The organism is Pseudodesulfovibrio senegalensis (genome assembly GCF_008830225.1).
Lineage (GTDB): Bacteria > Desulfobacterota > Desulfovibrionia > Desulfovibrionales > Desulfovibrionaceae > Pseudodesulfovibrio > Pseudodesulfovibrio senegalensis.
Map to the genome: position 1 here is coordinate 43,743 of NZ_WAIE01000001.1, position 26,793 is coordinate 70,535.

The window sequence follows — 26,793 nt, forward strand, 5'->3', positions numbered from 1 at the left end:
GTGTATACGAAAAGAGCGCTAGCAGGAGACCGATTCCATGGAAATCCTGGATCTGATCAGACAACGGGACCCCAACGAACGTGAATTTCATCAGGCAGTGGGCGAGGTGGTGGAATCCATCAAGCCCGTGCTGGACCGCAATCCCCAGTACCGGAGCGCGGGCATAATGGACAGGATCATCGAACCGGAGCGGGTCATCCTGTTTCGCGTGCCCTGGGTGGACGACCAGGGTGAGGTGCATGTGAACCGGGGGTTCCGCGTGGAAATGAACAGCGCCATCGGTCCGTACAAGGGCGGGTTGCGTTTTCACCCCTCGGTAAATCTGGGCATACTCAAGTTCCTTGCTTTTGAGCAGGTATTCAAGAACGCGCTGACCACCCTGCCCATGGGCGGGGGCAAGGGCGGCTCGGATTTTGACCCCAAGGGCAAGTCGGACATGGAAGTGGAGCGTTTCTGCCAGAGCTTCATGATCGAGCTTTCGCGCCACATCGGAGCAAACACCGATGTTCCGGCCGGGGACATCGGCGTGGGCGCGCGCGAGATAGGCTATCTTTTCGGCATGTACAAGCGGTTGCGCAACGAATTCACCGGCGTGCTCACGGGCAAGGGGTTGAACTGGGGCGGCAGCCTGATCCGGCCGGAGGCCACGGGCTACGGTTCCGTGTATTTCGCTGCGGAAATGCTGGATGCGCGTGGCGATTCTCTGGACAAGAAGACAGCGTTGGTGTCCGGGTCCGGCAACGTGGCCCAGTTCACCATGGAGAAGCTGCTGGAGCTTGGTTGTACGCCCGTGACCTTCTCGGATTCATCGGGCTATATTTACGACCAGAAGGGCGTGGACCGCGAAAAGCTGGATTTCATCATGCAGCTCAAGAACGTACGGCGCGGACGGGTCAAGGAGTACGCGGACCAGTATCCCGAGGCCGTGTATACTCCGGCGGACCCGGGCGCGGACCACAATCCCCTGTGGAACCACAAGGCGGACTGCGCCTTTCCCAGCGCCACACAGAACGAGATCAACGAGAAAGATGCGCAGAATCTGGTCGACAACGGCGTGTTCGTGGTTTCCGAGGGAGCCAATATGCCCACCACGCCTGAAGGAATCGAAATATTCATCGACAACAAGATCCTCTATGGGCCGGGCAAGGCCGCCAATGCCGGCGGGGTTTCGGTCTCCGGGCTGGAAATGACCCAGAACAGCATGCGTTTCAACTGGACCCGCGATGAAGTGGACCACCGGTTGCGCATCATCATGAAGACCATCCACAGGAACTGCATGGAAACGGCCGAGCAGTACGGTACGCCCTACAACTACATGAACGGCGCGAACATCGCCGGGTTCGTCAAGGTGGCGGACGCCATGCTGGATCAGGGCGTTGTCTAAGGCCGCATTTTGATGGCATGATCAGGGCATCCTGAAACATGGCGGAGGACGGTTCGGGAACCGTCCTCCGCTTCAAGCATGAGGCGGCCGCATGAACCGTGGTTGGGATTTTTGCTCCATAGGCGGCGGAACAGACGCCAAGTTTCGCATGTATCACGAGCTCATGGCGCACAAGGTCCGGGACATCCTGCTCATATCCACGCCCTATGATGCGTGGGTCATGGAGGAGGATTGCAAGCTTTCCGAGCGCATTGTCAGCGAGTATCGCGGGTTGAATCTTTCACACCCGCCACGGCTCACGTGGGTCTCCTCGGTGGACGACGCCCTGAGCGAGCTGGAGCGCCGTTCCTTTGATCTGGTCATCCATATGCCACAGATCGCGGACATGGCCGACGTGAACGCGGCCAGTGCCGTGAAAAAGGCTGCCCCGGACATGCCCGTGGTGCTGCTCACGCACCGCGACGTGCGTTTTCCCGAAGGCCGTCCGGATTGGTACGACCGCCATTTCGTCTGGTCCGGCGACGCGGAGTTGCTGGTGGCCGTGGTCAAGTCCTGCGAGGACGCATGGAACGTTGATTTCGACACCAGAAGCGCGGGCATTCGGGTCATCATTTTTGTGGAGGATTCGCCACGCTACGTGTCCTCGCTGTTGCCCATCCTGTACAAGGAACTGGTCATCCAGACCCAGTCCGTGCTGGAGCACGGACTGAACCAGGAACATCGCCTGCTGACCATGCGCGCCCGGCCCAAGATTCTGTTGGCGGAGACGTTTGAGCAGGCCATGGAACTCTTCGAGACCTATTCCGAAAACGTGCAGGGCGTGATTTCGGACGTGCGGTTCCCCTTGGCTGGTAAAAAGTGCGACGATGCCGGTGTGCGCCTGCTGCGCGAAATCAAGGACAGGCGCAGGGACATTCCCCTGCTTATGGCCAGCAACGAGCCGTCCAACGCGGAACAGGCCGCTGCCATTCCGGCATTTTTCGTGGACAAGAATTCACCCCTGCTGGTGGAGGCGGGAAAACGTTTCGTGGCCGACCAGCTCGGGTTCGGAGATTTCATCTTCCGCCGCGAGGACGGCAGTGAAATGGCCCGCGCAGCAAGCCTGTATGCGCTGGAAAAGCTCATGCGTGTCATCCCGGACGACGTTTTCCTGCGCCATGCACGCCACAATGATTTTTCCCGCTGGTTTTTCGCGCGCACCGAATTCGGGCTGGCCTGCATGGTGCGGCCTCTGACCGAAGGGGATTTCAAGGATGTGTCCACTCTGCGGGAGTTTCTGGTGGAACGCATCAATGAGCGCCGCAAGCAGCGCCAGAAGGGCGTGGTTGTCAATTTTAACCCCCGCGACTTTGACCCGGCCACGGACTTCATGAAGATCGGCGACGGGTCGCTGGGCGGCAAGGCGCGCGGCCTGGCCTTTTTGTTCGCCATGCTGGAGCGGGCCACGGATCTGCAGGAAAAATATGCGGACAGCATGGAGATAACCGCGCCGCGCACGCTGGCACTGGCCACCACCTGTTTTGACGAATTCGTGGACCTCAACGGCCTGCGGCATCTGGCCGAAACCGACATGGATGACGATGAGGTCGTGCGCCTGTTCGAGGCGGCAGTTTTCCCGGACTGGCTTCGCCGCCAACTGGGCGCGTATCTCATGGAAATACGCCATCCGCTGTCCGTACGTTCGTCCAGCCTGCTGGAAGACGCGCAGTTTCAGGCCTATGCCGGGCTCTATTCCACCTACATGCTGCCCAACGACCACCCTGATCTCGAATATCGGCTGGAAAGGCTGGAACAGGCCGTCAAGCTGGTGTTCGCCTCAACGTATTTCCGGTCGCCCAAGGCCTTTTCCCGGCGTGTGAACCTGCGCACGGACGAGGAGCGCATGGGCGTGATGATTCAGGAAGTTGTGGGCGAGCGGCATGATGACCATTTTTATCCGGCCATGTCCGGCGTGGCCCAGTCCTACAACTATTACCCCTTTGGTCGCATGAAGCCCGAGGACGGCGTGGCCACCGTGGCCATGGGGCTGGGCAAGACCGTTGTGGACGGGGAAAAATGCCTGCGTTTTTCGCCCCGGCATCCGCAGGTGCTGCCGCAGTGCCCGACAACGGACGAGGCCCTGCGCAACGCCCAATCCTCGTTCTATTCACTTGCCATGCCGGGCATACGGGGCGCGTCCGTGCGCAAGGGCGCCAACGTGGTGCGGCGTGACATGGCCGATGCCGAGCCGGACGGGCCGCTTTCCCTTCTGGCGTCAACCTACCTGCCGGATCAGGGCATCGTTCGCGACACGGCCGCCATTCCCGGCCCCAAGGTCATGCTTTTCGCCCCGGTGCTCAAGCACAGGAGCATTCCGCTGGCCCGCGTGCTGGACGATGTGTTGACCGTGGCGCAGGAGGCCATGGGCGGGCCGGTCGAGATGGAATTTGCCGTGAACATGCCCGTTGACGGGCGCAAGCCTGTGTTTTCTCTTTTGCAGGTGCGGCCCATGAGCGCACTGGCCGCCCTCAACCGTGTGGATATCGGCGAGGACGATGTCGCCCGGTCCTTCTGTTATTCCGAACATGCGCTGGGCAATGCGGAAAAGGATGACATCACCGAAATCGTCTACGTGCGGCCGGACAGGTTTGATCCGGCGCACACCGAGCGCATGGCCCGCGAGATCGGAGCCGTGAACCGGCGCATGGTGGAACAGAACCGCCCGTACCTGCTCATCGGCCCGGGGCGCTGGGGCTCGTCCGACCCGTGGTTGGGCATCCCGGTCAAGTGGGCCGACATATCCGGCGTTTCCGTGATCGTGGAGACCTATGCCGAGAATCTGAAAGTGGAGCCGTCGCAGGGATCTCATTTCTTTCACAACATCACCACGCTGGGCATTAATTACGTCATGGTGCCGCAAGCCGGGAACAGTCGGCTGGACTGGGATTGGATCATGGCTCAGCCCCATGAGGACGCGGGTGAATTCGTGGCCTGTGCGGTGCTGCCGAAGCCGCTGTCCGTCAAGGTGGACGGCCGCAGTTCCCGGTGCGTGATGCTGGCAGGCCACTGATAAAGGCCCGGTTGCCGCGCTGCCGCAACAGCATGCCAGGGAAATGAAAAAGGGCCGCACCATATGGTGCGGCCCTGTTGTTTTCGTGTTGCCGGAAGCTAGTTGAGCAGGTCCGGGCGAACGATTTCGATAGAGGCCTCGGCGCGCAGGGTTTCAAGATAGGCCTGGAACATCTCCTGCGAATAGCGGTCCGTGGCGGTCTTGATCCAGGCGTCCTTTTCCTTTTCCCATTCATCGGCCGGGGCCGCAATGCGTTCGGCAAGGCTGGCCACGATGAATCCGGCCTGGGTGCGGTAGACCTCGGGCAGCCAGGATTTTTCCTCGGCCTTGAAGGTTGCGGCAATGAGCTGCTGGTTCTGTCCCAGTGCCGGGATTGGACCCTGTCGGCGGAACGCTTCCGAGGTCTTGATGGACGATTTGTACCGTTCCATCGTCGGGATGGCCTCTTCGCCCGTGAGCTTGGCAAGAATGTCTTCGGCCTGCTTGCGGGCCAGCTCGGCAGCCTCCTGCGCGCGCAGGCTCTTGCGGATGCTGTCCTTCACCGTTTCCATGGGGATCGGTGCGGACGGCTCATCCTTGAGTTTTTCGGCCAGAACGTAGCCGCCTTCAATGGCCAGCGGGGTCTTGGGCTTTTCGGCCAGCGGTGCGGCAAACAGGACTTCAGCGGCCTCGGCGGTCATGCCGAACACCTGCTGTACCTGCTGTGCGGAGACCATGGGCGTTGTGGAAACGTCGAGCTTGAGCTCCTTGGCGATTTCCTTGAGGGTCATGCCCGAGAACAGGCGGTCCATGGATTCGTCGAGCAGGTCGGAGACTTTGTCCGCGGCCTTGTCTTCGGCAATGGTGTCGCGCAGCTGGTTCTTGACCTCGTCAAAGTCCTGCTGGCGGCTTTCCTTGCGATCTTCCACCTTGATGATGTGCCAGCCGAAATCCGTGCGTACCGGTTCGGAAATGGCACCTTTTTTCATGGCAAACGCCGCTTCTTCAAAGGGCTGCACCATGGCGCCGTGGCCGAACCAGCCCAGTTCGCCGCCCGTGGCCGCCGAGGGGCCTTCGGAATATTCCTTGGCCAGCTCGGCGAAGTCCTTGCCCTTTTTGGCCTGGGCCAGCACCTTCTTGATGCGTTCCAGCCCTTGTTCAACTTCGGCCGGAGTGGCCGTGGGCGCAAGCGCTATCAGGATGTGGCGCGCCTTGACCTGTTCTTTCTGCTTGTAGCTTTCCTTGTGCGCCTCATAGTAGGCCTTGAGTTCCTCCTCGGAAACGGGCTGGGCCGCAGCCAGTTCGCGGGGGGTGAAGGCAATGTATTCGAATTTGGCCGTGGCCGGTTTCTGGAATTTGTCCAGATTGTCCTGATAGAACTTGGCAACGGCTTCATCCGTGACTTCGGCTTTTTCAAGGAAGTCTTCGGGGTTGATGATCAGGTATTTGATGCGGGCCTGTTCACGCAGCCAGTTGTAGATGGCGCGCCCCTGTTCCGGGGTGCCCTGTGCGGTCTTGGTCACGAAGCGCTGCAGCTTTCCCTGAAGCAGGTTCTGGCGGAAATCCGCCTCGAACTGTTCCGGGGTGGTGCGGCTGCGGCGCAGCAGGGCAGTGTAGCGCTCTTTGTCGAAGCGCTTGTCCTTGTTCCAGAACGCGGGCATGGAACTGATGGCCTTGTAGACTTCTTCGTTGGAGATGGTGATGCCCAGCTTGCCGGCCTCGCGCAGCAGCAGTCTGCGCGAAATCATGTCGTTGAGCACCATCTGCTTGAGCTCCGGGCTTTCCAGCTGCGCGGGCGTGAGGTTTTTGTTTTGGCGCAGGTTTTCCACGAAACGCGCCAGCTTGGTCTCAAACTCCACGCGGGAGATGGGATCGTCGTCCACGTATGCGACGATGGGATCGCCCTTGTCGTTGAACCCGCCCAGCCCGAAGGTGAGCACGAAGGCGAGTATGATGATGGCAAAGAGAATCTTGATGATCCAGCTCTGGGCGTTTTCACGCATTATCTCAAGCATTTGTACCCCGATTGCGAGTTTTTGCGGTTATTGGCGGGATTGTCTGTCCCGAACCGCGTTCAACAGACCACCTGATTGGATAATCTCAAGTTCTTTTTCGGTCAAATCATTTATTGCCCGGACCATGTGCCCCGAGTCCGTGGTCAGGTCCACGGACTGGCCCGGCTTGATGTCCCTGGCCGGGATGGTCAGGGTGGTTCCCTGCTTCAGCAGGTCGTAGTCGTCCGGGTTTTCCAGCAGCAGCGGCAGGATGCCGAAGTTCACGAGGTTGGCCCGGTGAATGCGCGCCAGGGACTTGACCAGCACGGCCTTGACCCCGAGGTGCCGGGGACCGAGTGCGGCGTGTTCGCGGCTGGAGCCCTGACCGTAGTTTTCTCCGCCGAGGATGACGCCCTTGCCCGCTTCCTTCATGCGCGGCACGAATCCTTCGTCCACGCGGGAGAAGATGTATTCGCTGATGGCCGGGATGTTGGAGCGCAGGGCCGTGATTTGCGGACCCGCGGGCAGGATGTGGTCGGTGGTGATGTTGTCCTCCACCTTGAGCAGCACGTCCGCCTCAATGGTATCCGGCAGGGCTTCGAACCGTTCCAGGGCCACGATGTTCGGCCCGCGCACCACGTCCACGTCCGATCCGTCTTCGGGCGGGAACAGGAACAGGTCGCGAATGGAAGGCACGCTTTCGGGCAGTTCCACGCGTTCGGGCCGCTCGCCCCATGTGGCCGGGTCCGTGAACTGGCCGTCAAGGGCCAGCCGGGCCGCGGTTTCGGCCGATGCCAGATATATTTTCGCGTCCTGCGTGCCGCTGCGCCCTTCGAAGTTGCGGTTGAAGGTGCGCACGCTCACGCCAGCCGAAACAGGCGAGCCGCCCATGCCGATGCACGGGCCGCAGGTACACTCCATGAGCCGGGCGCCCGCATCCAGCAGCGGTTCGATGAGGTTTTCCGCGGCCAGCATCTTGACCACCTGTTTGGAGCCGGGTGAGACGAGCACGTCCGTTTCCACGGGAATGCGCTTGTCCTTGAGGATCAGCGCCGTGGTCTTGAGGTCCGAATAGGACGAGTTGGTGCAGGAACCGATGGCGCACTGGTCGATCTTGAGCCCGGCCAGTTCGCGCACGGGCACCACCTGGTCCGGCATGTGCGGCTGGGCCACCAGCGGCTCCAGCGCGGAAAGGTCGATGTCCACGACTTCGTCGTATTGGGCGTCTTCGTCCGCCACCAGTTCCACGAAATCCTGCGGACGGCCCATCTGTTTCATGAACCGTTCGGTCTGTGCGTCGCTGGGGAAGATGGAGGTGGTGGCACCGAGTTCTGCGCCCATGTTGGTGATGGTGGCGCGTTCCGGAACCGTCAGGGTGGCCACGCCCGGTCCCGCGTATTCAAAGACCTTGCCCACGCCGCCCTTGACCGTGAGCAGGCCCAGCAGGTGCAGGATCACGTCTTTGGCGGCGGCCCAGCCCTGAAGTCGGCCGGTCAGGTTGACCTTGACCACCTTGGGCATGGGAATGGAATAGGGCTCGCCCGCCATGGCCAGCGCAACCGAAAGGCCGCCCGCGCCCATGGCCAGCGCACCGATGCCGCCCGCCGTGGGCGTGTGCGAGTCCGAGCCGATCAACGTGGTGCCGGGCTTGCCGAAGTTCTCCAGATGCAGCTGATGGCAGATGCCCGTGCCCGGGGGCGAAAAGACAACGCCGTAGCGTTGGGCCACGGTGCGCAGATAGCGGTGGTCGTCCGGGTTGCGGAAACCCATCTGCAGGGTGTTGTGGTCCACGTAGCTCACCGAAAGGTCGGTGCGCACCCGGTCCAGGCCGATGGCCTCGAACTGGAGATAGGCCATGGTTCCGGTGGCGTCCTGCGTCAGGGTCTGGTCGATGCGCAGGTCTATCTCCTGCCCGGGGACGGTCTGTCCCCCCAGCAGGTGGGCCTTGATGATTTTCTGGGTAATGTTCTTGCCCATGTGCACTCCTGAATTTGTCCGGTTAGAACAGGAATCCGTCCGCGGGGGCTCCCTGGACATCTCCGGCATCTACGCCGAGGCGGATACGATTGATCTTGTTTTGCCGAAACTTGACCTCCACCTCCATGCGCAGCTTGTCCTGCTGCGCCTGAAAGATGTCCTGATGGTGGGAAATACCGGCGACCGGGTCTTCGTCTGCCATCAGGTCCCTGATGCGTTGCTTGGTCCGCTCCACCTCAAGGGTGAGCGTTGCAATTTCCGCTTCAAGAACATGTATGTCGTCGGAGAGCTGTGCGCTCTCAGGAACGGACTTTGATGCGTCTTCGCACGTCATTGGGTTCCTCCTTGGAAGGCCGCGGCTTCATGCGGCCCGTGGGAAGGGTGTTGTAGAAATTCCAGAATTGGGGCCAGATCACGGTCAGTTCGCCGTGGTTTTCCAGCCCGATGTGGGGCCGGACGTAGGCGATGAGCGCACAGGCCAGGGTCCAGCGGACGTCCGGGCTGCACCAGGAGCCTTCCCATTCCAGCTCGCCGCCGTTCAGGATCAGGGTTCTGTCTTCCGTGATCTCGTAATCGGCTTCCATGCGGTCCAGCAGTTCCACGGCCACGTCCGGCACCGTGCCTTCCAGCGAGGCCGTGCCGCGCTTGAGACCGAGGGCCAGGGCCAGCGGATACAGTCCGGGATATACGCCCATGGTCACGGCAGCGTCCTGCCTCGGGCCGACGTACGTCGCCGTGATGCAGCCGAGTCCGGTGGTGAATTCGATGCCCATGGCTTCGAGGTCCTGCAGCACGATGCGGCCCATGTCCGATTCGGGCCAGTCGCCATTGACCGTTACCGAGCCGTTGCTGAAGGCGGGCAGGGCCAGCAGGGCGGAGGCCAGTTCCACATCCAGCGACAGGCGCGGGGATTGCGGCACCTCGGGGATGCCGTCCGAAACCGTGCAGGTGCTTTTTTCGAGGCTGGCTTCGATGCCGCAGGCATTGAGCACGCTGACCGCGTCGGCCACGGCGGGCCGGGCATGTGCCGGGATGGACTTGATGGTCAGTCCGCCCGGGAAACTCCATGCTGCCAATGCCAGCGCACCGGCAAATTCCGCGTCGACCCCTGCGGGCAGGTCGATTTCCTCGTCCATGGGGCCGCCGCTTTCCAGACGCACCGGCAGGCCGGGATTGTTGGGGTTCATGGCCGCAAGGCGTGCGCCGATCTTGGGCAGCATTTTGTTCAGCGGCGCAAGGTCGAGCATCTGCAGCGCGGGCTGGCCCGTGAATTTGGAGCGGCCCATGTGGCCGAGGGCAAAAGCCAGCAACAGGTAGAAATTGACCGGGTCGTCTCCGGCGAAAATCATGGCATTTTCGAATTGCAGGCCCTCGCAGGCAGGCAGTTCAAAGGTGGAGCCGTCCCATTGGTTGGGGGCTCCGGCCTGCATCAGCGCTTTGGCAAAGTCTTTGACCGGGCCGGAATCCGGCACGTTCTTGAGGCTCAGTTCCTGGCCTGCGGATGCGGCCATGATTGCCCACATGCGGCTCAGGCGGCGGGAGCGCGGACCTTCAATGCGCGCGTTGGCCGGTTCGCGGCCCGGGGCGAGATTGTATGAATTGCCTGTGTCCGAGGATTTGCCGGCTTGCAGTGCGAACTGGTTGACAAGCCCGAAAACCTGGCGGGAAAGCCGGGGGTCGAGGCCGAGGCCTTCTCCGGCTTTTTCCCAGGAGGCACGCAGGTTCTTTTCCAGTTGCGGGTCCACTTTGGACATGTTTTTGGATCGGCGCCAGGAGCCTTCGCGCCGGAGCAGTTCGGCCCGGCGGCTGATGAGGTGCAGGAGCTCCCGGTCAATGCCGGAAATTTCGAGAAAACGTTTTTCCTTGACGGCCGCGGTCTTGCCGGGCCTTGCGGGGGATTCTTTGGGCATGTTTCTTACCGTTTCTTTCCTATGAAATGTGATTTCCCTGAGGGAAGGGGAATTTCGTGTAGCCGGAATCCGTCCGCGTGGCAAGCATTGTGTTCAAGGGTAAAAAAGGGGGACGGCACAGGCCGCCCCCCTCGAATCATCGATGCTGAGGTAAGCCGTGCTTACTTCATGTCCTGGCCGGAAGCGGCCTTCTGCATCTTGACCTCGACCTTTTCGGTCAGGCCTTCATAGTATTCGCGCAGGAGCACGAGCACTTCGTCACGACCGAAGTGATCGGGAACCTCGGCGCCTTCGGAAAGGGCCTTGCGCAGCTTGGTGCCGGAAAGGATGACGCGGTCTTCCTTGGTGTGCGGGCAGGTGCGCATGGAGGCCATGCCGTCACAACGGTAGCAGTAGAAGGTCCAGTCGATCTTCATGGGCTTGCAGAGCAGAGCCTTGCCTTCGCCAGCCGGAGCGGGAATGCGATCGAAGATGTCCTGGGCTTCAAACAGGCCGTAGAAGTCGCCCACGCCAGCGTGGTCGCGGCCGATCAGCATGTTGTTGATGCCGTAGTTCTGGCGGAAGGTGGCGTGCAGCAGGCCTTCGCGGGGACCGGCGTAACGCATGTCCAGCGGGTAGCCGGCGTTGATGACGTTATCGGCCACGAAGTAGTTGTCGATGAGGGTCTGGATGCACTTGATGCGGACGTCACCCGGGATGTCGCCCGGCTTCAGGTTACCGATCAGGGAGTGGATCACGCAACCGTCACAGACTTCGATGGCGATCTTGGCCAGGAATTCGTGGGAGCGGTGCATGGGGTTACGCAGCTGCAGAGCGGCAACGTTGGCCCAGCCGCGCTTTTCCATTTCGTCGCGGATCTGCTTGGGGGTCAGGTAGACGCCCGGGAAGCGGTCAGCGTAGTCGCCTTCGGAAAGGACCTTGACCGGACCGGCGATGTTGTACTTGCCCTGGGCCATGACCATCTGGACGCCCGGGTGATCTTCGAGAGCGATCTTCATGAAGTCTCCCTGAGAGTCTTCGCCTTCGCCCTTGTAGACCATTTCGGATTCCCACTTCTTGTCGGCTTCGGTCATTTCGAACTTTTCAGTGACCTTCATGGTGGCGTAGATAACGCCGTCCTGGCCCTTCAGTGCGATTTCGTCGCCTTCTTTCACGGCTTCGTCATCGGTGTCCAGGGTGACCGGGACGGGCCAGAAGGTGCCGTCGGCCATGAGGAACTTTTCACAAACGCCTTTCCAGTCGGCCTTGGTCATGAAACCATCCAGCGGAGAGAAGCCGCCGATGCCCATCATGATCAGGTCGCCCTTGGCGCGGTTGGAAATTTCGAGGGTTTTCAGGCCTTCGGCCTTCTTGAGTTCAGCATCGCGCTCAGCGCCTTCGAGCAGGCAGCAGACGAGACCTTTTCCACCATGGGGGGGTACCAGTTTGGACATGTGTAAGCCTCCTAACACTCTGATTTTAAGTAGGTTAATATAACCTGAAACATATTCATGCAGGGTATCCGGTTGATTCCGTGGAACCGTACATGATTCACACCTAGCATGGGGAAACTTTTGTTGCAGTTTGTGAAAGCTGTGTCAAGCCCAAAAATAAGAAGCTTCAGAGCTTGAAATCATTCATAAAATTAACCGCCGGGATACTTAGAGATTTTCTGCACAAAGTCTAGAAAATGGCCAGGATGGTTTTTTTATAATTGTCAGTAAAATCGGTGACTTATGTGTTTTAGGATTATATTTCGTTAATGATCCGAAAAAAGGGTTGCGAACAATCATGGTCTTGCTCTACTGTTTTCAACGCGATTTGACAGCGAGCCGCTATGGCTGAAAGTGGCCCGTCCGATAATTGATTTCACCGATCGGCGCGGGTTTTCGGGCGAAAAAAGCCCCTGTGCAGGCTGGGTTTACCATGCTTGTTCAAAAATTCACTTTCTCGTTGACATCGCGGAGTCGTCTTGCTAATTCGCAATTTCCACCTACTTTTGGGTGGATGCCTATTTTGGTAGAGGATGTCGGTAATTGTTTTCATTAATAAACCCTTTAGGAGGAGAAGTTATGCCGACCTTTGTTAACCCGGAAAAATGTGACGGCTGCAAGGGTGGCGAAAAGACCGCTTGCATGTACATTTGCCCCAACGACCTGATGATCCTGGATGCCGATGAAATGAAGGCATACAACCAGGAGCCTTCCGCATGTTGGGAATGCTACTCCTGCGTGAAAATTTGTCCGCAGGGTGCCATCGAAGCACGTCCCTATGCTGACTTCGCTCCCATGGGCGGTACCTCCATCCCCATGCGTTCCGCTGAAGACATCATGTGGACCATCAAGTTCCGTAGTGGCAATGTGAAGCGGTTCAAGTTCCCCATCCGCACCACTCCCGAAGGTTCCATCAAGCCTTTCGAAGGCAAGCCCGAGCCGACCGATCTCGACAACGAACTGCTGTTCACCGAGACCGAACTCGTCGCTCCCAAGGAAGCCCTCGGCAAGAAGTATGAAGTGACCGAAGCTGACATGACTCGCGTCTGGAAGGCTGGCGAACTCGAAGGCTAATTGCCTTTTGAGAACTTCATTTCTTTGAGAATTGGTTTGAACTGAACCTAACACTAGGAGGAAACTATGCCTCTGCTTCCCACCAAAGAAGCTCCCAAGGGTGTGGCCCTGGCCGAACCCGAAGTGATCGAACAAGACGTCGATATTCTCATGGTCGGCGGTGGAATGGGTAACTGCGGCGCCGCTTTCGAAGCTGCTCGCTGGATCGAAAAGGTCGACCCGTCCATCAGCCTGATGCTGGTTGATAAGGCTGCTCTCGAGCGTTCCGGCGCTGTTGCGCAGGGCCTTTCCGCCATCAACACCTACTGCGGCGAAAACGACGTTGACGATTACGTCCGCATGGTCCGCACCGACCTCATGGGTCTGGTCCGCGAAGACCTGATTTTCGACCTCGGCCGCCACGTCGACGATTCCGTCCATCTGTTCGAAGAATGGGGTCTCCCCGTTTGGGTCAAGAAGGACGGCAAGAACCTCGACGGTGCCAAGGCCAAGTCCGAAGGACTGGCTATCCGCAACGGCGACGCTCCGGTCCGCTCCGGCCGCTGGCAGATCATGATCAACGGTGAGTCCTACAAGTGCATCGTTGCTGAAGCCGCCAAGAACGCCCTGGGCGAAGAACGTTACATCGAGCGCGTCTTCATCGTTAAGATGCTGCTGGACGCCAACGAGCCCAACCGCATCGCCGGTGCCGTTGGTTTCTCCACCCGCGAAAACAAAGTCTACCTGTATCGCTGCAACGCTGCTGTCGTTGCCTGCGGTGGTGCTGTGAACGTTTATCGTCCCCGCTCCACCGGTGAAGGTATGGGTCGTGCATGGTACCCGGTCTGGAACGCTGGTTCCACCTACACCATGTGTGCTCAGGTCGGCGCAGAAATGACCATGATGGAAAACCGCTTCGTCCCCGCCCGCTTCAAGGACGGTTACGGTCCGGTTGGCGCATGGTTCCTGCTCTTCAAGGCCAAAGCCACCAACTACAAGGGCGAAGACTACTGCGAAACCAACCGCGCCATGCTGAAGCCCTACGAAGATCGCGGCTACGCCAAGGGTCACATCATCCCGACCTGCCTGCGTAACCACATGATGCTTCGCGAAATGCGCGAAGGTCGTGGTCCGATCTACATGGACACCAAAACCGCTCTGCTGAACACCGTCAACGGTGACCTGACCAGCCCCGAGTGGAAGCACCTCGAGTCCGAAGCCTGGGAAGACTTCCTGGACATGTGCGTTGGCCAGGCGAACCTCTGGGCCGCCACCAACTGCGCTCCTGAAGACCGTGGTTCCGAAATCATGCCCACCGAGCCGTACCTCCTGGGTTCCCACTCCGGTTGCTGCGGTATCTGGACTTCCGGTCCGGACGAGTCTTGGGTTCCTGATGAATACAAGGTCAAGGCTGACAACGGCAAGGTCTACAACCGTATGACCACCGTGAACGGCCTGTGGACCTGCGCGGACGGCGTTGGCGCCTCCGGTCACAAGTTCTCCTCCGGTTCCCATGCTGAAGGCCGCATCGTCGGTAAGCAGATGGTCCGTTGGGTTGTTGACCACAAGGACTTCAAGCCGACCCTGAAGGAAACCGCTGCCGACCTGGCCAAGGAAATCTACCAGCCGTGGGAAACCTACAAGGCTGGCGCTGCCATTTCCACCGACCCGGTCGTCAACCCGAACTACATCACCCCGCACAACTTCATGATGCGCCTGATCAAGGCCACCGACGAATACGGTGGTGGTGTTGCTACCCTGTACATGACCTCCAAGGCTCTGCTGAACACCGGCTTCTGGCTGCTCGGCATGCTGGAAGAAGACTCCAAGAACCTGGCCGCTCGCGACCTGCACGAACTGATGCGTTGCTGGGAACAGTTCCACCGCCTGTGGACTGTGCGCCTGCACATGCAGCACATCGAGTTCCGTGAAGAATCCCGTTACCCGGGCTTCTACTATCGCGGCGACTTCATGGGCCTGGATGACAGCAAGTGGAAGTGCTTCTGCAACTCCGTGTACGATCCGGAAACTGAAGAGACCAAGATCTTCAAGCGTTCGTACTACCAGATCATCCCCGACTAAGGGATTGATTATCCGGGCGGCCGCGGGCTTTCCGCGGCCGCCCTTCTTTCTCAGACCTGGTGAAAATGGTCTGAATCCGGGCTGGAACAGATGCCGGCGTCCAGTCCGGGTTTAGGCCATTTTGTTGGCTGAGCCTCAAATCATTAGGGAGGAGTGTGAGAATGTCGAATAACAGTATTCTCGTTGTAGGCGGAGGATTCGCCGGAATCACCGCCGCCCTCGAGGCCGCCGAAGTCGGGCACGAGGTTTACATCATTGAAACCAATCCCTACCTCGGTGGCAGGGTGGCGCAGCTCAAGCATTATTTCCCGAAGATGTGTCCGCCCTCCTGCGGCCTGGAAATCCAGTTCCAGCGCATAAAGAAGAATCCGAAGGTCAAGGTTTACACCATGGCCGAGGTGGAGTCCGTTTCCGGTACTCCGGGCAATTTCGATGTGAAGATCCGGCAGCGTCCCCGGTACATCAATGAAAAATGTACTGCCTGCGGCGAATGTGCCAAGGCTGCCAGTACCAAGGTGGAAAGCGAATTCGAATTCGGCATGGGCAAGCGCAAGGCTGCGTACATCACCCATCCGTTCGCCTTCCCCCAGCGTTACGTGCTGGACAAGGACCTCTGCGACGCTTCCGAGCTGGAGCAGATCAAGGCTGCCTGCAGCTACGACGCCATCGATCTGGAAGACACCGGCAAGGTGTTCGACCTGAGCGTTGGCTCCGTCATCTGGGCCACCGGCTGGAAGCCCTATGATCTTTCCAATCTGGAAAATCTGGGCGGCGGCACGCTGGCCAACGTTGTTTCCAACATGCAGTTCGAGCGTCTGGCCGCTCCCAACGGACCGACCAACGGGAAGATCCTTCGTCCTTCGGACAAGGCCGAGCCCAAACGCATCGCCTTTGTGCAGTGCGCCGGTTCCCGCGACCAGAACCATCTCAACTACTGCTCCTACATCTGCTGCATGGCTTCCCTGAAGCATGTGCGCTACCTGCGCGACCAGTATCCGGACGCACAGATCACCGTATATTACATCGATCTGCGCACCCCGGGCCGCTACGAGAAATTCAAGGCCCTGACCGTGAACGATCCCAAGCTTGTCCTGGTCAAGGGCAAGGTTGCCGAGATCGTCGAGGATTCGGCCAAGAATCCCGTGGTGACCGTGGAGAACGCCGTTACGGGCATCAAGACCGACGAGCAGTTCGACATGGTCGTTCTGGCCACCGGCATGCAGCCGAGCGTTGCTGGCCAGCAGGTGCCTGCAGGCGCGCCCATGGACGAGGAAGGATTCGTTGTGGGTGGAGACGAGCAGGGCTTTATCGCCGCTGGTTGCGCCAAGCAGCCGCTCGACGTCATGAAGAGCGCCCAGTCCGGCACCGGAGCCGCGATGAAAGCGATTCAAACCGTTGTTGGGAGGTAGTTAAAGATGGCTGAAAAGCTTGGTGTATATATCTGCGGAGGCTGTGACATCGGGGCCAATCTCGATGTCGACGCCCTGGCTGAGTTCGCCCAGAACGGCAAGCATTCCGCCGTTGTCAAGGTGGCCAAGGCCAATCCGGTGCTGTGCAGCCCGGAAGGCAAAGCCGCCATTGAGGCCGACATTGCCGAGCATGAGCTCGACGGTGTGGTCTGCTGCGCCTGTTCTCCGCGTGTCAAGTGGGACGTCTTCGGATTCGGCAAGACCCAGGTGGAACGCGTGAACCTGCGCGAACACTGTGTCTGGTCCTTCCAGGACGACAAGAAAATGCCCGGCCAGATGGAAGTCATTGCCAAAGACTACATCAATATGGGCATTTCCAAGTTGACCAAGAGCAACAACCCCGATCCGGAAGTTGCAGAAACCAACAAGACCATCCTGGTCATGGGCGGTGGCTTCACCGGTCTGAACGCCGCCAAGAACGCCGCCGGCCTCGGTTATGACGTGGTTCTGGTGGAAAAGGAAGACAAGCTGGGCGGCAAGGCTGCCAATTTCCTGAAGTCCTTCCCGCTGGCATACCCGTATGACCAGAGCCAGGAAACCGGTCTCGAGGCGCTTATCGCCGAAGTGACCGGCAACGACAAGATCAAGGTCTACACCGGTACCACGGTCAAGACCATCGAAGGCGCTCCGGGTTCCTACACCCTGACCCTGAGCAACGGCGATTCCATGGGAATCGGTTCCGTTGTTCTGGCCACGGGCTGGGTTCCGGGCGACGCCAATTATCTGGCCCCGCTGGGCTATGGCACGATCAAGGACGTGATCACCACGGCCGAACTCGAGACCATGGCATCCAACGGCGGCATCAAGCGTCCTTCCGACGGCAAGGCTCCGCAGACGGTCTGTTTCATCTGCGACCCGGCCAAGTTCATGGAAGACGTCTCCTATGAAGCGGGCGCCGTATGCGCACCCGTTGAGGAACTGCCTGAAGAGGAAAAGGCCGAAGGCGAAGAGGGCGAGGAAGAGGACTCCTTTGTCTATCCGGACAAGGAATCCGCCAAGCACCTGGCCTACAGCTCCGAGCTGACTTCGCTGGTGGCCCTCAAGCAGGCCAACTACGTTGCCGACGCAGGCGGCGTGGCCTACATCCTGTATGATCACATGATGGTTCCGGGCATCAACGAGCAGTACTACAAGGCTGCCCAGGACAACCCGGCCGTCATGCTCTCCAAGGCGGACGTGGTCGAGGTCAAGGAAAACGGCGGCTCGGTCGTCGTGGTGGCCAAGAACACCCTGCTGGGCGACAACGTGGAAATCGTGGCCGACATGGTCGTGCTGCCCACGGCCATGGTGCCCACCACCGCTGCCGACCCGACCATCAACCTGGTGTACCGCCAGGGTCCGGCCTTCCCGGATCTGGAACTCTTCGACGGGTTCGCGGATTCCAACTACGTGTGCTTCCCGTATGAAACCCGCCGTACCGGCGTGTACGCAGCGGGAACCGTGCGCCAGCCCATGGGTCTTGGCCTTGCCCGCGAAGACGCGGCAGGCGCAACGCTCAAAGCCGTGCAGTGCATCGAATCCGCCAACCACGGCGTTTCCGTGCACCCGCGTTCCGGCGACCTGAGCTTCCCGGTGTTCAACTTCATGCGTTGCACCCAGTGCAAACGCTGCACCGAGGAATGCCCGTTCGGCGCGCTGGACGATGACGAGAAGGGTACGCCGAAGCCGAATCCCACGCGTTGCCGCCGTTGCGGTACCTGCATGGGTGCCTGTCCCGAGCGCGTCATCTCCTTCGACAACTACAATATCGACCAGATCGGTTCCGCCATCAAGGAAGTCAAGGTTCCCGATACCCTCGAAGAGGGCGGCCCGCGCATCATCGTGCTGGCCTGTGAGAACGACGCCTACCCGGCTCTGGACATGGCCGCCATGCGCGGCAAGGGCTGGAGCCCGTATGTCCGCTTCCTGCCCGTGCGTTGCCTCGGTTCGGTCAATGCCATCTGGGTCGCTGACGCCATGAGTAAGGGTGTTGACGGCGTGATGCTGCTTGGCTGCAAGTATGGTGATGACTACCAGTGCCACTTCATGAAGGGTTCCGAGCTGTGCAGTCGCCGCAAGGAAAACATTGCCGAATCCCTTGGCCGCCTGGGTGTCGAACCCGAGCGTGTCGAACAGTACGAGCTGAGCATTGACGAGTATGACAAGGTACCGTCTCTGATCGCCGACTTTGTCGACAACATCACCAACAACTTCGGCCCCAACCCCTTCAAGGGCTACTAGGAGGTATGGACCATGTCGAACAACGTCAGGGTACAACCGGACCTGAAATTCGTTAAAGAATTGCAGTCTGTTGGAGGGGAGTCCCTCAAGAAATGCTACCAGTGCGCGACCTGTAGTGTCGTCTGTCCCCTGTCTCCCGCTGACAACCCCTATCCCCGCAAGGAGATGGTCTGGGCACAGTGGGGACTTAAGGACCGCCTGGTCAACGATATCGATATCTGGCTCTGCCACAACTGCGGAACCTGTTCCGACCTGTGCCCCCGCGGCGCAAAGCCGGGCGACCTGCTGGCCGCCCTGCGGAACATGGCCTACCGTCAGCTGGCTCCGCTGGGATTCATCGGAAAACTCATGTCCAACTTCGGTGGCGTGCTCATGCTCGCACTGGTTCCGGCGGTCATTTACCTGACCATCTGGATCGCCCAGGCAGCCAAGTTCGGCACCGCGTTCCCGCTGTTTGCGGCCGGCGCCGAACACGGCGCATGGGATGTCGTCGCCGACGGCAAAGTCATCTACGGCGGCCTGTTCCCGGGCGATTACTTTATCGACCCGATCTTCGGAGCCGCGTTCGCCTTCATGCTGGTATGCTTCTACCTGGGCGTGCAGAACCTGCTCAAGGGACTGAAGGAAGGTCCGAAAACCTTTGATCTGAGCGGGACTGAAAAGCCCGGCATGATCGCTGCCTTCATCGACACCCTCAAGCACGAGGTGCTGCAGCACTCCCAGTTCAACGACTGCGGTGAGGACGAGGCAGACAAGAAGCGCGCCTTCGGCCATAAAATGGTCATGTACGCCTTCATCATCCTCATGGTGGTGACCGGCATCGTGGCCACGGGCCACTGGTTCGGCGCGTGGTTCCTGGAACATGTTCTGGGACTGGACGATCCGTTCTCCAAGTTCATCGCGCTGCTGGGTTCCACGCCCATGCCGCAGCATAGCGTCGTCAAGGTGGCCGCCAACGTGGGCGCCGTGATGCTGGTCTACGGCCTGATGCAGCTGACCAGGCGCCGTCAGGGCCTGGACCCGGAAAAGCAGGGTTCCAACTTCTATGACTGGTACCTGCTGTACGTGATCTGGACCATCGCCCTGACCGGCATCGGTGCGGAGATCTTCCGGCTGGTGAACATCAAGTATCTGGCATACCCCACGTACTTCCTGCATCTGGTGGCAGTGTTCATGCTGTTGGCATACCTGCCCTGGTCCAAGCTGGGCCACCTCGTGTACAGGACCGTGGCACTTTCCTATGCCAAGACAATCGGACGTATCCCCATGGGCGCCGCGAAGTAAGGCTGCATGGGTAGGAAATACGATAAGCTTGTTCTCTTCAAGGAGGAATAAAATGGCTGAATCCAAAGTTTTCCCGATGAACACCTTTGTGTCCGTCCTTCGCGGCCAATCTGCTGACGTGGCTCAGCTCGACATGCTGGCATTCGTGCTGCAGGTGGAAGCCGTGGACGCGGACGCCGCGCCCCTGGCTCAGGCCCTGGTGAAGGCGCACATCTATGAAACCGAGCCCGCCCTGACCAAGTACGCCGAAGGCGATCTTGGCAAGCTGGGCAATCAGGTGAAGATCGTTCCCATGGCCGCGCCCGAACAGGCACAGGCCGTGCTGGAAGCCTTCGCCGCCATGAAGGCCGACCTTGCCGGCGCGCAGGATGCCGCCGCCAAGGCCGAAGACGCCAACAAGGCCCTGACCAAGGAGGTCGCGGACCTCAAGGCCAAGGTCAAGACCTTTGACGACGCCTCCAAGGGCGCTGAAAAGGCCATCATGAGCTCCAACACCAAGATCGACGAGCACATCAAGAAGCTCAACGACCTTCTGGCCGAAGTGGAAAAGGTCAAGAAGGAAGGTGTCGTGGTTGCCGGCGTTGCCGGTGACGGTGCAGCAGCACCGGCCGAGGGCGGAGGCGCTTCCGGCGACTCTCCGGACACCGGCGGTGAACCCGAAGCCGACTTCGGTTTCGGTTCCAACCCGTTTGCCGACTCCGACTGGTAGTCGACATCCGGGATGCGCTTCGGCGCAGACTTGTGATTGCAAGGCCCTCCGTCCCTCGGGACGGGGGGCCTTTTTTGGGTTCATCCGCCCGAGCGTACTTTTCTCCTGCTGCCGGAAGTACGTTTCGAATGCGCCCTGTTCGTGTCGGTGGGCGGGGGCAACCTCGTCCCTGACCTCTTTTTTGCCAACATTGGACGGATGGTGATAGGAATGTCGTCAAACGACATCCGTGAACACTACTGGAGAGAGAGGAACAGATGGTAGAAGTGGACCACAGGGGTGCAGCCGACCCCGGTATATCATCAGGGACCAGTGTGCGGTTCGACTATCTGGACAACATCAAGTGGACGCTTGCCGTGTTGGTCATCCTGCACCATTCTGCGGCAGTTGCCGGACTTGACCCGTTTCCCATCAATCTTCCTCACGTCCACCCCTCGGAGCGTTATCAATACGGCATTCTTCGTACCTTTCAGTCGATTAACCAGGGCTTTTTCATGAGCCTGTTCTTCTTTATCTCAGCGTATTTCGTCAGGCCGTCCTATGCGAAAAAGGGGCCTTGGTTGTTCATGAAGGGGAAACTCAAACGACTGGGTATACCCACTGTCCTGACAATACTGTTGATTGATCCGGTCGCGTTGAGCATTGCAAGTGATGGAGCCTTTTGGGATGCCATGCGGCTGGTCGTTCCATCGTACGCAGACATGTTGCAATCATGGAATATGATTATGGGTGTCACGTGGTTTTGCTGGGCACTGATTGTGTTTAATGCTGTCTACGTTTTAGTACGGGCGGTTGCTCCATCCGGCAAAGTCGCTCCCGCATTGCCCGCTCCCTTTCCCGGCTTTTTCAAGATACTGTTGTTCGCAACAGCCATGGTTCCTGTTAACTTCTTGGCTTTACATGCCATGAACGTGGTCGGAGAGGATTTTCTGGGATTCCACTTGTTGAAGTATTTCCCCATGTATGTGGCCATGTTCTGTTTCGGCCTTCTGGCCCAGAAAAATCAGTGGCTTGATGAATTGAACTTGAAGCACGCTTTCACCTGGATCGTCGTATGGATTATGGCCAGAGTCTTTTTGAACCCGCTGTCTCTGATGGTCAGTCGTCCTTTTGAAGTGATCGGCATGAGTATTTTCCTTCTGTACAGTTACAAGACGTTGTTCAATTCCACCACATATTGGTCCAGGCGCCTTTCACGTGTGGCGTATGCCGCATACGTCATTCAAGTTGTCCCATTGTGCCTTATCGGGAAAATGTATGAGCCGCATATGACGCAGTACCCGTTGGTTAACTTTGTTTTGATCGGGATTTCCGGGGTCATTATAACGTTTTCACTGGCTCATTTTATCTGCAAGACACCTGTTTTGAGACGGGTATTCTGATGCCCATCCTTGTGCTGGCTGGTGATGAGTCCAACCGATAATCATGCCATTGATCATCGGGAGGAGTGACTGCCGTGTCCGCGAGTTTCGTCCACCACGCGTTCGGCCTTCGAGGCTGCGGCTGTATTCGCCAGGGCTGATGCCTCGGTGATGCGTCCATTACAGGTCATGGCAAGGACGCTTGCCGGGTATGCTTGGGCATCCTCGCATACCACGATCACCCTGCGCATCAGGGCCGATCAAGGGGACAAACAACAGGATCAAGGCGCTGAAACGGCAAGCCCACGGCCACCGGGATGCGGAGTTTTGCAGGCTCAGGATTACGGTGATTCATGAAGCGGGGTACGCTTTGGCCGGATGCCCCCTTTTTTGTGCGGCACAGGAGGAGGGAGGGTGTTTTTCTGCAAAGCGTTCTGGCAATCCAAAAGTGCGTGTGGGCATGTTTTGCGTTCATTTCTCCTGTTTTCAGCGTCGCTACAGGGCATAATCGAGGCTCCATGTGAGCAGATTGGTCGATCAACCAATTCAAACGATTGCGCCCGGGGCTTTTTGAGTGAATAAAACGACAAAAAAGATAAAATTTGATGAACATTGTTCGGTTGTGGGCCGTGGTTATACGAATTTGCAAATCCAAACGCTTGATATGGTGCATGAAAAAAATAAACTTGAATATTTTGCCAATATTTCATAAGAGTAACAGTTAATTATGGCTAATCTAACTCTTTCGGACATCAGCGTACGTTTTGGCGGACTTCAGGCGCTTACTGACGTTAATTTTTCCGTTGCCGAGGGCGACGTTGTGGGGCTGATCGGTCCCAACGGCGCAGGCAAGACCACGGTTTTCAACGTCATTACCGGCGTGTACAAGGCTTCGGACGGCAATGTCCGGTATGACGACAGCGTCATCACCGGGATGCGTCCGTACCAGGTCCTGAACATGGGCATTGCCCGCACTTTTCAGAATATCCGTCTTTTTCAGAATATGACCGCACTCGAAAACTGCATGGTGGCCCAGCATTGCCGGAGCCGTTGCGGTGTTTTCCGGTCCATCCTGCGTTCGCCGTCGCAACGCAGGGAAGAGGCACGCATCGAGGAGAAATCCCGAGCCGCTCTCGAATTCATGGGCCTTGCAGATTACGAGAGCGAGGTGGCTTCCAATATGCCTTATGGGCACCAGCGCAGGCTGGAGATCGCCCGGGCCCTGGCCTCGGAGCCGAAGACCATCCTGCTGGACGAGCCGGCCGCCGGGCTGAACCCCGCGGAGAGCCATGAACTTATGGAAACCATCGGACGCGTAGCGAAACTCGGCATCAACGTCCTCATGGTCGAGCACGACATGAAGGTGGTCATGGGCATCTGCACCCGCATCGTGGTGCTGGACCATGGCGTGATGATTGCCGAAGGACTTCCCGAACAGATCCAGAAGGATCCGAAGGTGATCGAAGCATATCTCGGCCAATAGTCGCTTGGCTGGTAAACATTCAACCATGGGAGAGCTGCAATGAAACGCATTTTGATTCTGGCGCTTGTGCTGGCCGTGTCCCTGGCTTCGGCAGCCGCCTCTGCCGAAACCTTGAAACTGGGCAGCATGAGTCCGCTTACCGGGCCTTATGCCGCGGACGGCAACGACATCGCCAACGGTGTTCGTACCGCCATTGAGGTCGTCAAGGCCGAAGGTGGCATTCCGGGTTTTGACGACATCACCCTGTCCGCGCAGGACACGGCATGTGACCCGCGTCAGGCCGTGGCCGCCGCCAACAAGCTCATCAACGACGGCGTGAGCGCGGTCATCGGCGCATACTGCTCCAGTGCCACGCTGCCCGCTTCCGAGACGTTGGACGAAGAAGACATCATCATGCTCACGCCCGGTTCCACCAACGAGAACGTGACCGAGCGCGGGCTTCAGAACATGTTCCGCACCTGCGGCCGCGACGATGACCAGTCCAAGGCCGCCATCGCCTTCATGAAGGATTACCTGAAGGCCAAGAGCATTTATCTGGTGGACGACAAGACCGCGTATTCGCAGGGTCTTGCCGACAACGTGGAAAAGGCCAGCCCGGCCGCCGGCGTGCAGGTGCTCGGCCACGACCATGTCAACCAGGGCGACAAGGACTTCTCCGCCGTGCTGACCAAGGTCAAGGCTGCCAACCCGGACGTGTTCTACGTTTCCCTGCAGAACTCTGCCACGGGCGCGCTGCTGGTCATCCAGGCCAAGCGCATGGGCATCGACGCCGTGTATCTTGCACAGGACGCCGTGTACCACCCGCAGCTCATCTCCATTGCCAAGAAGGACGCCGAAGGCATGTTCCTGACCTTCGGGTATGTGGACACCGATTCCCCGTCCTACCAGAAGTTCATCAAGGCCTATGAGCCCAAGTATGGCCAGCCCGGTGCATATTCAACCTATGCTTACGATTCGGCCATGGCCTACATGGCCGCAGTGAAGAAGGCCGGCTCCACCGAGCTCCCGGCAGTGCGCGGCGCGCTTCTGTCCATGGAGTTCAAGGGTGCCTCCAAGACCTTCCGCTACAAGGAAAACGGCGACTCCGGTTCCAACTACATCATCCGCAAGGTCGAAGGCGGAAAGTTTGTGGACTACTGGAACGCCCAGACCGGCGAAAAGTTCTAGAGACCGTATGAAAACGGGGCCCTGCGGGGCCCCGTCAACACTCTCACGCAAGAGATTTCATGGACTATTTTCTGCAACAGCTCATCAACGGCGTAACCCTCGGGGGCGTGTACGCGCTCATTGCCCTGGGCTACACCATGGTCTACGGCATCATCCAGCTCATCAACTTTGCCCATGGCGAGTTCTTTGCCGCAGGCGGGTACATGGGCGTGATCATCATCAGCTATCTGGCCGCGAATGGCGTCAGCCCGGTGGTCTGCATCGTGCTCGGCATGAGCCTGACCATGGTCTATTGCGCCATCTTGGCCATGGCCGTGGAAAAGGTGGCCTACAAGCCCCTGCGCAACAGCTCGCGCCTGTCCGTGCTGCTTTCCGCATTGGGTATGTCCATTTTTCTCCAGAACGGCCTCATGCTCACGCAGGGCGTCTACGACAAGCCGTACCCCACGGCCATGACCGCAGGGGGCTTCGAACTGGGCAACGTGATGATTTCCTACATGCAGATATACATAATCCTGATCACTTCGGGACTGCTCGTGGCCCTGAACCTGCTGGTCTTCAAGACGCGCATCGGCAAGGCCATGCGCGCCACTGCGCAGGACAAGGTCATGAGCGCGCTGGTGGGCATCAATTCCAACAAGATCATTTCCCTGACCTTTGCCATCGGCGCAGGTCTTGCCGCGGCCGCAGGCATCATGGTCGGCTTCTATTACGGGTCCGTGAACTACACCATGGGCTTCGTGCCCGGCATCAAGGCATTTGCCGCGGCCGTGCTCGGCGGCATCGGCAACATCACCGGTGCCATGATCGGCGGGCTGATCATCGGCATGGTCGAAATTTTCGCGGCCGGGTATCTTTCCAGCGAATACAAGGACGTGTTCGCCTTCATCATTCTGATCGCGGTGCTGTATTTCAGACCCACCGGCATCATGGGAGAGAACGTTGACGACACAAGAGTCTAGAAAACGGTGGACATCGTTCGGCATCGGCCTGATCTGGCTGCTCATCATCCTTTGGCCGCTTCTGGGCATCAAGCCCGAGGGGTTGGAGTTCGCCTCCACGTTCTCGGTCTGGATTCGTCTGGCCGTGGCCGGCCTGTGCATCATGATCGTGTTCGAGCTCAACCGTGCCGGAATCTTCGATTCGGTCAAGAAAACCGGGTCTTCGGTCAAGGGGGTCACGCAGCGCGCGTATGCGGCCACGCCCAACTGGCTGCTCATTTGCGTGGGCCTGGCCTTTGCCATTGCGTTCCCGGCCATGACCGGGCGCTACGGCCATGACGTGGCCTGCAACGTGCTCATCTACGTGTGCCTCGGGCTGGGCCTGAACATCGTGGTGGGGCTGGCCGGGCTGCTGGACCTCGGATACATCGCCTTTTACGGGGTGGGAGCCTACACCTATGCGCTTCTGTCCATCCATTACGGAATTTCCTTCTGGCTCTGCCTGCCCGTTGCCGGGCTGCTGGCCGCCATAGCCGGGTGCATCATCGGCTATCCGACCCTGCGTATGCGCGGGGATTATCTGGCCATCGTGACGCTGGGATTCGGTGAGATCGTGCGCCTGATCCTGAACAACTGGATGGAACTGACCAACGGTCCCAACGGCCTCATGGGCGTCAAGCGTCCGGGCCTGTACTGGCTCGATTTCGCCAACGGCTGGTCCATCGAGCATCTCTGGGTCAAGAAGGTCTGGATGTTCTATTACGTGATCCTGTTCATCGCCATCTGCACCATCATCGCGGTATACCGGCTCAATTATTCGCGCATCGGACGGGCCTGGGAGGCCATCCGCGAGGACGAGACCGCCGCAGAGCTCATGGGCGTGAACACCTTTTTGCTCAAGCTGCTGGCCTATGCGTCCGGCGCTGTGTTCGCCGGATTCGCCGGGTCATTCTTTGCCGCACGGATGCGTTTTGTCAGCCCGGAATCGTTCACCTTTCTTGAGTCGGCCATGGTGCTGGCCATGGTGGTTCTGGGCGGCATGGGCTCCATTCCCGGGGTCATGCTCGGGGCGCTGGCGCTCATTGCCCTGCCCGAAGCGTTCCGCGAGTTCGACACCTACCGCATGCTGGTCTTCGGCGGCGTGATGACGCTGATGATGCTGGTGCGGCCCAAGGGACTGTGGCCGGCCAAGCGCGTGGGCCGCAGGTCCGAGGAAGCTGAGTAGACAGGACGTTTCTGCAACGCCAAACACGGGAAAA

The 26,793-nt window shown here is 59.1% G+C and carries 18 protein-coding genes; 13 read left to right on the forward strand and 5 right to left on the reverse strand.

Annotated features, from left to right (window positions below):
- The first annotated feature begins 37 nt into the window (after positions 1 to 37).
- Entirely contained in the window at positions 38 to 1,384 is a 1,347-nt protein-coding gene (gene gdhA, locus F8A88_RS00210) for an NADP-specific glutamate dehydrogenase (protein WP_151148930.1), read from the forward strand.
- A 91-nt stretch (positions 1,385 to 1,475) separates the two neighbouring features.
- Complete coding sequence (locus tag F8A88_RS00215) at positions 1,476 to 4,433, forward strand: PEP/pyruvate-binding domain-containing protein (RefSeq protein ID WP_151148931.1); 2,958 nt, start codon at positions 1,476 to 1,478, stop codon at positions 4,431 to 4,433.
- A 98-nt stretch (positions 4,434 to 4,531) separates the two neighbouring features.
- Here the strand turns inward: F8A88_RS00215 and F8A88_RS00220 are convergent, their stop codons facing one another.
- From F8A88_RS00220 to sat, 5 genes are all read right to left on the reverse strand, one after another.
- Positions 4,532 to 6,427, reverse strand: a complete 1,896-nt coding sequence (locus F8A88_RS00220) for a SurA N-terminal domain-containing protein (RefSeq protein WP_151148932.1) — start codon at positions 6,425 to 6,427, stop codon at positions 4,532 to 4,534.
- Positions 6,428 to 6,454: 27 nt separating this feature from the next.
- Positions 6,455 to 8,383, reverse strand: a complete 1,929-nt coding sequence (locus F8A88_RS00225; RefSeq protein ID WP_151148933.1) for an aconitate hydratase — start codon at positions 8,381 to 8,383, stop codon at positions 6,455 to 6,457.
- A 22-nt stretch (positions 8,384 to 8,405) separates the two neighbouring features.
- Positions 8,406 to 8,717 carry a hypothetical protein gene (locus tag F8A88_RS00230; RefSeq protein ID WP_151148934.1) on the reverse strand — a complete coding sequence of 104 codons (312 nt, stop codon included), beginning with the start codon at positions 8,715 to 8,717 and terminating at the stop codon, positions 8,406 to 8,408.
- Complete coding sequence (locus F8A88_RS00235) at positions 8,683 to 10,293, reverse strand: chorismate mutase (RefSeq protein WP_151148935.1); 1,611 nt, start codon at positions 10,291 to 10,293, stop codon at positions 8,683 to 8,685. The genes F8A88_RS00230 and F8A88_RS00235 overlap by 35 nt, the downstream gene beginning before the upstream one ends.
- A gap of 161 nt (positions 10,294 to 10,454) precedes the next feature.
- Positions 10,455 to 11,726, reverse strand: a complete 1,272-nt coding sequence (gene sat / locus F8A88_RS00240) for a sulfate adenylyltransferase (RefSeq protein WP_151148936.1) — start codon at positions 11,724 to 11,726, stop codon at positions 10,455 to 10,457.
- A 618-nt stretch (positions 11,727 to 12,344) separates the two neighbouring features.
- Here sat and aprB point away from each other — a divergent pair.
- From aprB to livM, 11 genes are all read left to right on the forward strand, one after another.
- Positions 12,345 to 12,839, forward strand: a complete 495-nt coding sequence (gene aprB, locus F8A88_RS00245) for an adenylyl-sulfate reductase subunit beta (protein ID WP_151148937.1) — start codon at positions 12,345 to 12,347, stop codon at positions 12,837 to 12,839.
- Positions 12,840 to 12,905: 66 nt separating this feature from the next.
- Positions 12,906 to 14,900, forward strand: coding sequence for an adenylyl-sulfate reductase subunit alpha (gene aprA / locus F8A88_RS00250; RefSeq protein ID WP_151148938.1), 1,995 nt, complete (start codon positions 12,906 to 12,908; stop codon positions 14,898 to 14,900).
- Between the two features lie 161 nt (positions 14,901 to 15,061).
- Positions 15,062 to 16,309: a CoB--CoM heterodisulfide reductase iron-sulfur subunit A family protein gene (locus F8A88_RS00255; protein WP_151148939.1), complete on the forward strand. Its 1,248-nt coding sequence runs from the start codon at positions 15,062 to 15,064 to the stop codon at positions 16,307 to 16,309.
- A gap of 6 nt (positions 16,310 to 16,315) precedes the next feature.
- Positions 16,316 to 18,589, forward strand: a complete 2,274-nt coding sequence (locus F8A88_RS00260) for a hydrogenase iron-sulfur subunit (protein ID WP_151148940.1) — start codon at positions 16,316 to 16,318, stop codon at positions 18,587 to 18,589.
- A 12-nt stretch (positions 18,590 to 18,601) separates the two neighbouring features.
- Entirely contained in the window at positions 18,602 to 19,873 is a 1,272-nt protein-coding gene (gene qmoC / locus F8A88_RS00265) for a quinone-interacting membrane-bound oxidoreductase complex subunit QmoC (RefSeq protein WP_151148941.1), read from the forward strand.
- A 52-nt stretch (positions 19,874 to 19,925) separates the two neighbouring features.
- Positions 19,926 to 20,582, forward strand: a complete 657-nt coding sequence (locus tag F8A88_RS00270) for a hypothetical protein (RefSeq protein WP_151148942.1) — start codon at positions 19,926 to 19,928, stop codon at positions 20,580 to 20,582.
- Positions 20,583 to 20,839: 257 nt separating this feature from the next.
- Entirely contained in the window at positions 20,840 to 21,964 is a 1,125-nt protein-coding gene (locus F8A88_RS00275) for an acyltransferase family protein (RefSeq protein WP_206666385.1), read from the forward strand.
- A gap of 706 nt (positions 21,965 to 22,670) precedes the next feature.
- Positions 22,671 to 23,426, forward strand: a complete 756-nt coding sequence (locus tag F8A88_RS00285) for an ABC transporter ATP-binding protein (protein ID WP_151148944.1) — start codon at positions 22,671 to 22,673, stop codon at positions 23,424 to 23,426.
- Positions 23,427 to 23,465: 39 nt separating this feature from the next.
- The gene (locus F8A88_RS00290) at positions 23,466 to 24,593 is read left to right on the forward strand and encodes a branched-chain amino acid ABC transporter substrate-binding protein (RefSeq protein ID WP_151148945.1); all 1,128 of its coding nucleotides are present in this window, start codon (positions 23,466 to 23,468) and stop codon (positions 24,591 to 24,593) included.
- A gap of 59 nt (positions 24,594 to 24,652) precedes the next feature.
- Positions 24,653 to 25,555 (forward strand): branched-chain amino acid ABC transporter permease, encoded by a 903-nt coding sequence (locus F8A88_RS00295; protein ID WP_151148946.1) that lies wholly within the window; start codon positions 24,653 to 24,655, stop codon positions 25,553 to 25,555.
- The gene (livM, locus tag F8A88_RS00300; RefSeq protein ID WP_151148947.1) at positions 25,536 to 26,759 is read left to right on the forward strand and encodes a high-affinity branched-chain amino acid ABC transporter permease LivM; all 1,224 of its coding nucleotides are present in this window, start codon (positions 25,536 to 25,538) and stop codon (positions 26,757 to 26,759) included. Before F8A88_RS00295 ends, livM begins: the two co-directional genes overlap by 20 nt.
- The last annotated feature ends 34 nt before the right edge of the window (positions 26,760 to 26,793 follow it).

Bases quoted from the DNA above. Each gene is read 5' to 3' on its own strand.
- F8A88_RS00235 (WP_151148935.1), bottom strand. From the start codon at position 10,293: ATGCCCAAAGAATCCCCCGCAAGGCCCGGCAAGACCGCGGCCGTCAAG.
- F8A88_RS00275 (WP_206666385.1), top strand. From the start codon at position 20,840: ATGGTAGAAGTGGACCACAGGGGTGCAGCCGACCCCGGTATATCATCA.
- qmoC (WP_151148941.1), top strand. From the start codon at position 18,602: ATGTCGAACAACGTCAGGGTACAACCGGACCTGAAATTCGTTAAAGAA.
- aprA (WP_151148938.1), top strand. From the start codon at position 12,906: ATGCCTCTGCTTCCCACCAAAGAAGCTCCCAAGGGTGTGGCCCTGGCC.
- F8A88_RS00290 (WP_151148945.1), top strand. From the start codon at position 23,466: ATGAAACGCATTTTGATTCTGGCGCTTGTGCTGGCCGTGTCCCTGGCT.
- F8A88_RS00220 (WP_151148932.1), bottom strand. From the start codon at position 6,427: ATGCTTGAGATAATGCGTGAAAACGCCCAGAGCTGGATCATCAAGATT.
- F8A88_RS00260 (WP_151148940.1), top strand. From the start codon at position 16,316: ATGGCTGAAAAGCTTGGTGTATATATCTGCGGAGGCTGTGACATCGGG.
- aprB (WP_151148937.1), top strand. From the start codon at position 12,345: ATGCCGACCTTTGTTAACCCGGAAAAATGTGACGGCTGCAAGGGTGGC.
- F8A88_RS00270 (WP_151148942.1), top strand. From the start codon at position 19,926: ATGGCTGAATCCAAAGTTTTCCCGATGAACACCTTTGTGTCCGTCCTT.
- gdhA (WP_151148930.1), top strand. From the start codon at position 38: ATGGAAATCCTGGATCTGATCAGACAACGGGACCCCAACGAACGTGAA.
- F8A88_RS00225 (WP_151148933.1), bottom strand. From the start codon at position 8,383: ATGGGCAAGAACATTACCCAGAAAATCATCAAGGCCCACCTGCTGGGG.
- F8A88_RS00285 (WP_151148944.1), top strand. From the start codon at position 22,671: ATGGCTAATCTAACTCTTTCGGACATCAGCGTACGTTTTGGCGGACTT.
- F8A88_RS00255 (WP_151148939.1), top strand. From the start codon at position 15,062: ATGTCGAATAACAGTATTCTCGTTGTAGGCGGAGGATTCGCCGGAATC.
- sat (WP_151148936.1), bottom strand. From the start codon at position 11,726: ATGTCCAAACTGGTACCCCCCCATGGTGGAAAAGGTCTCGTCTGCTGC.
- F8A88_RS00215 (WP_151148931.1), top strand. From the start codon at position 1,476: ATGAACCGTGGTTGGGATTTTTGCTCCATAGGCGGCGGAACAGACGCC.
- F8A88_RS00295 (WP_151148946.1), top strand. From the start codon at position 24,653: ATGGACTATTTTCTGCAACAGCTCATCAACGGCGTAACCCTCGGGGGC.
- F8A88_RS00230 (WP_151148934.1), bottom strand. From the start codon at position 8,717: ATGACGTGCGAAGACGCATCAAAGTCCGTTCCTGAGAGCGCACAGCTC.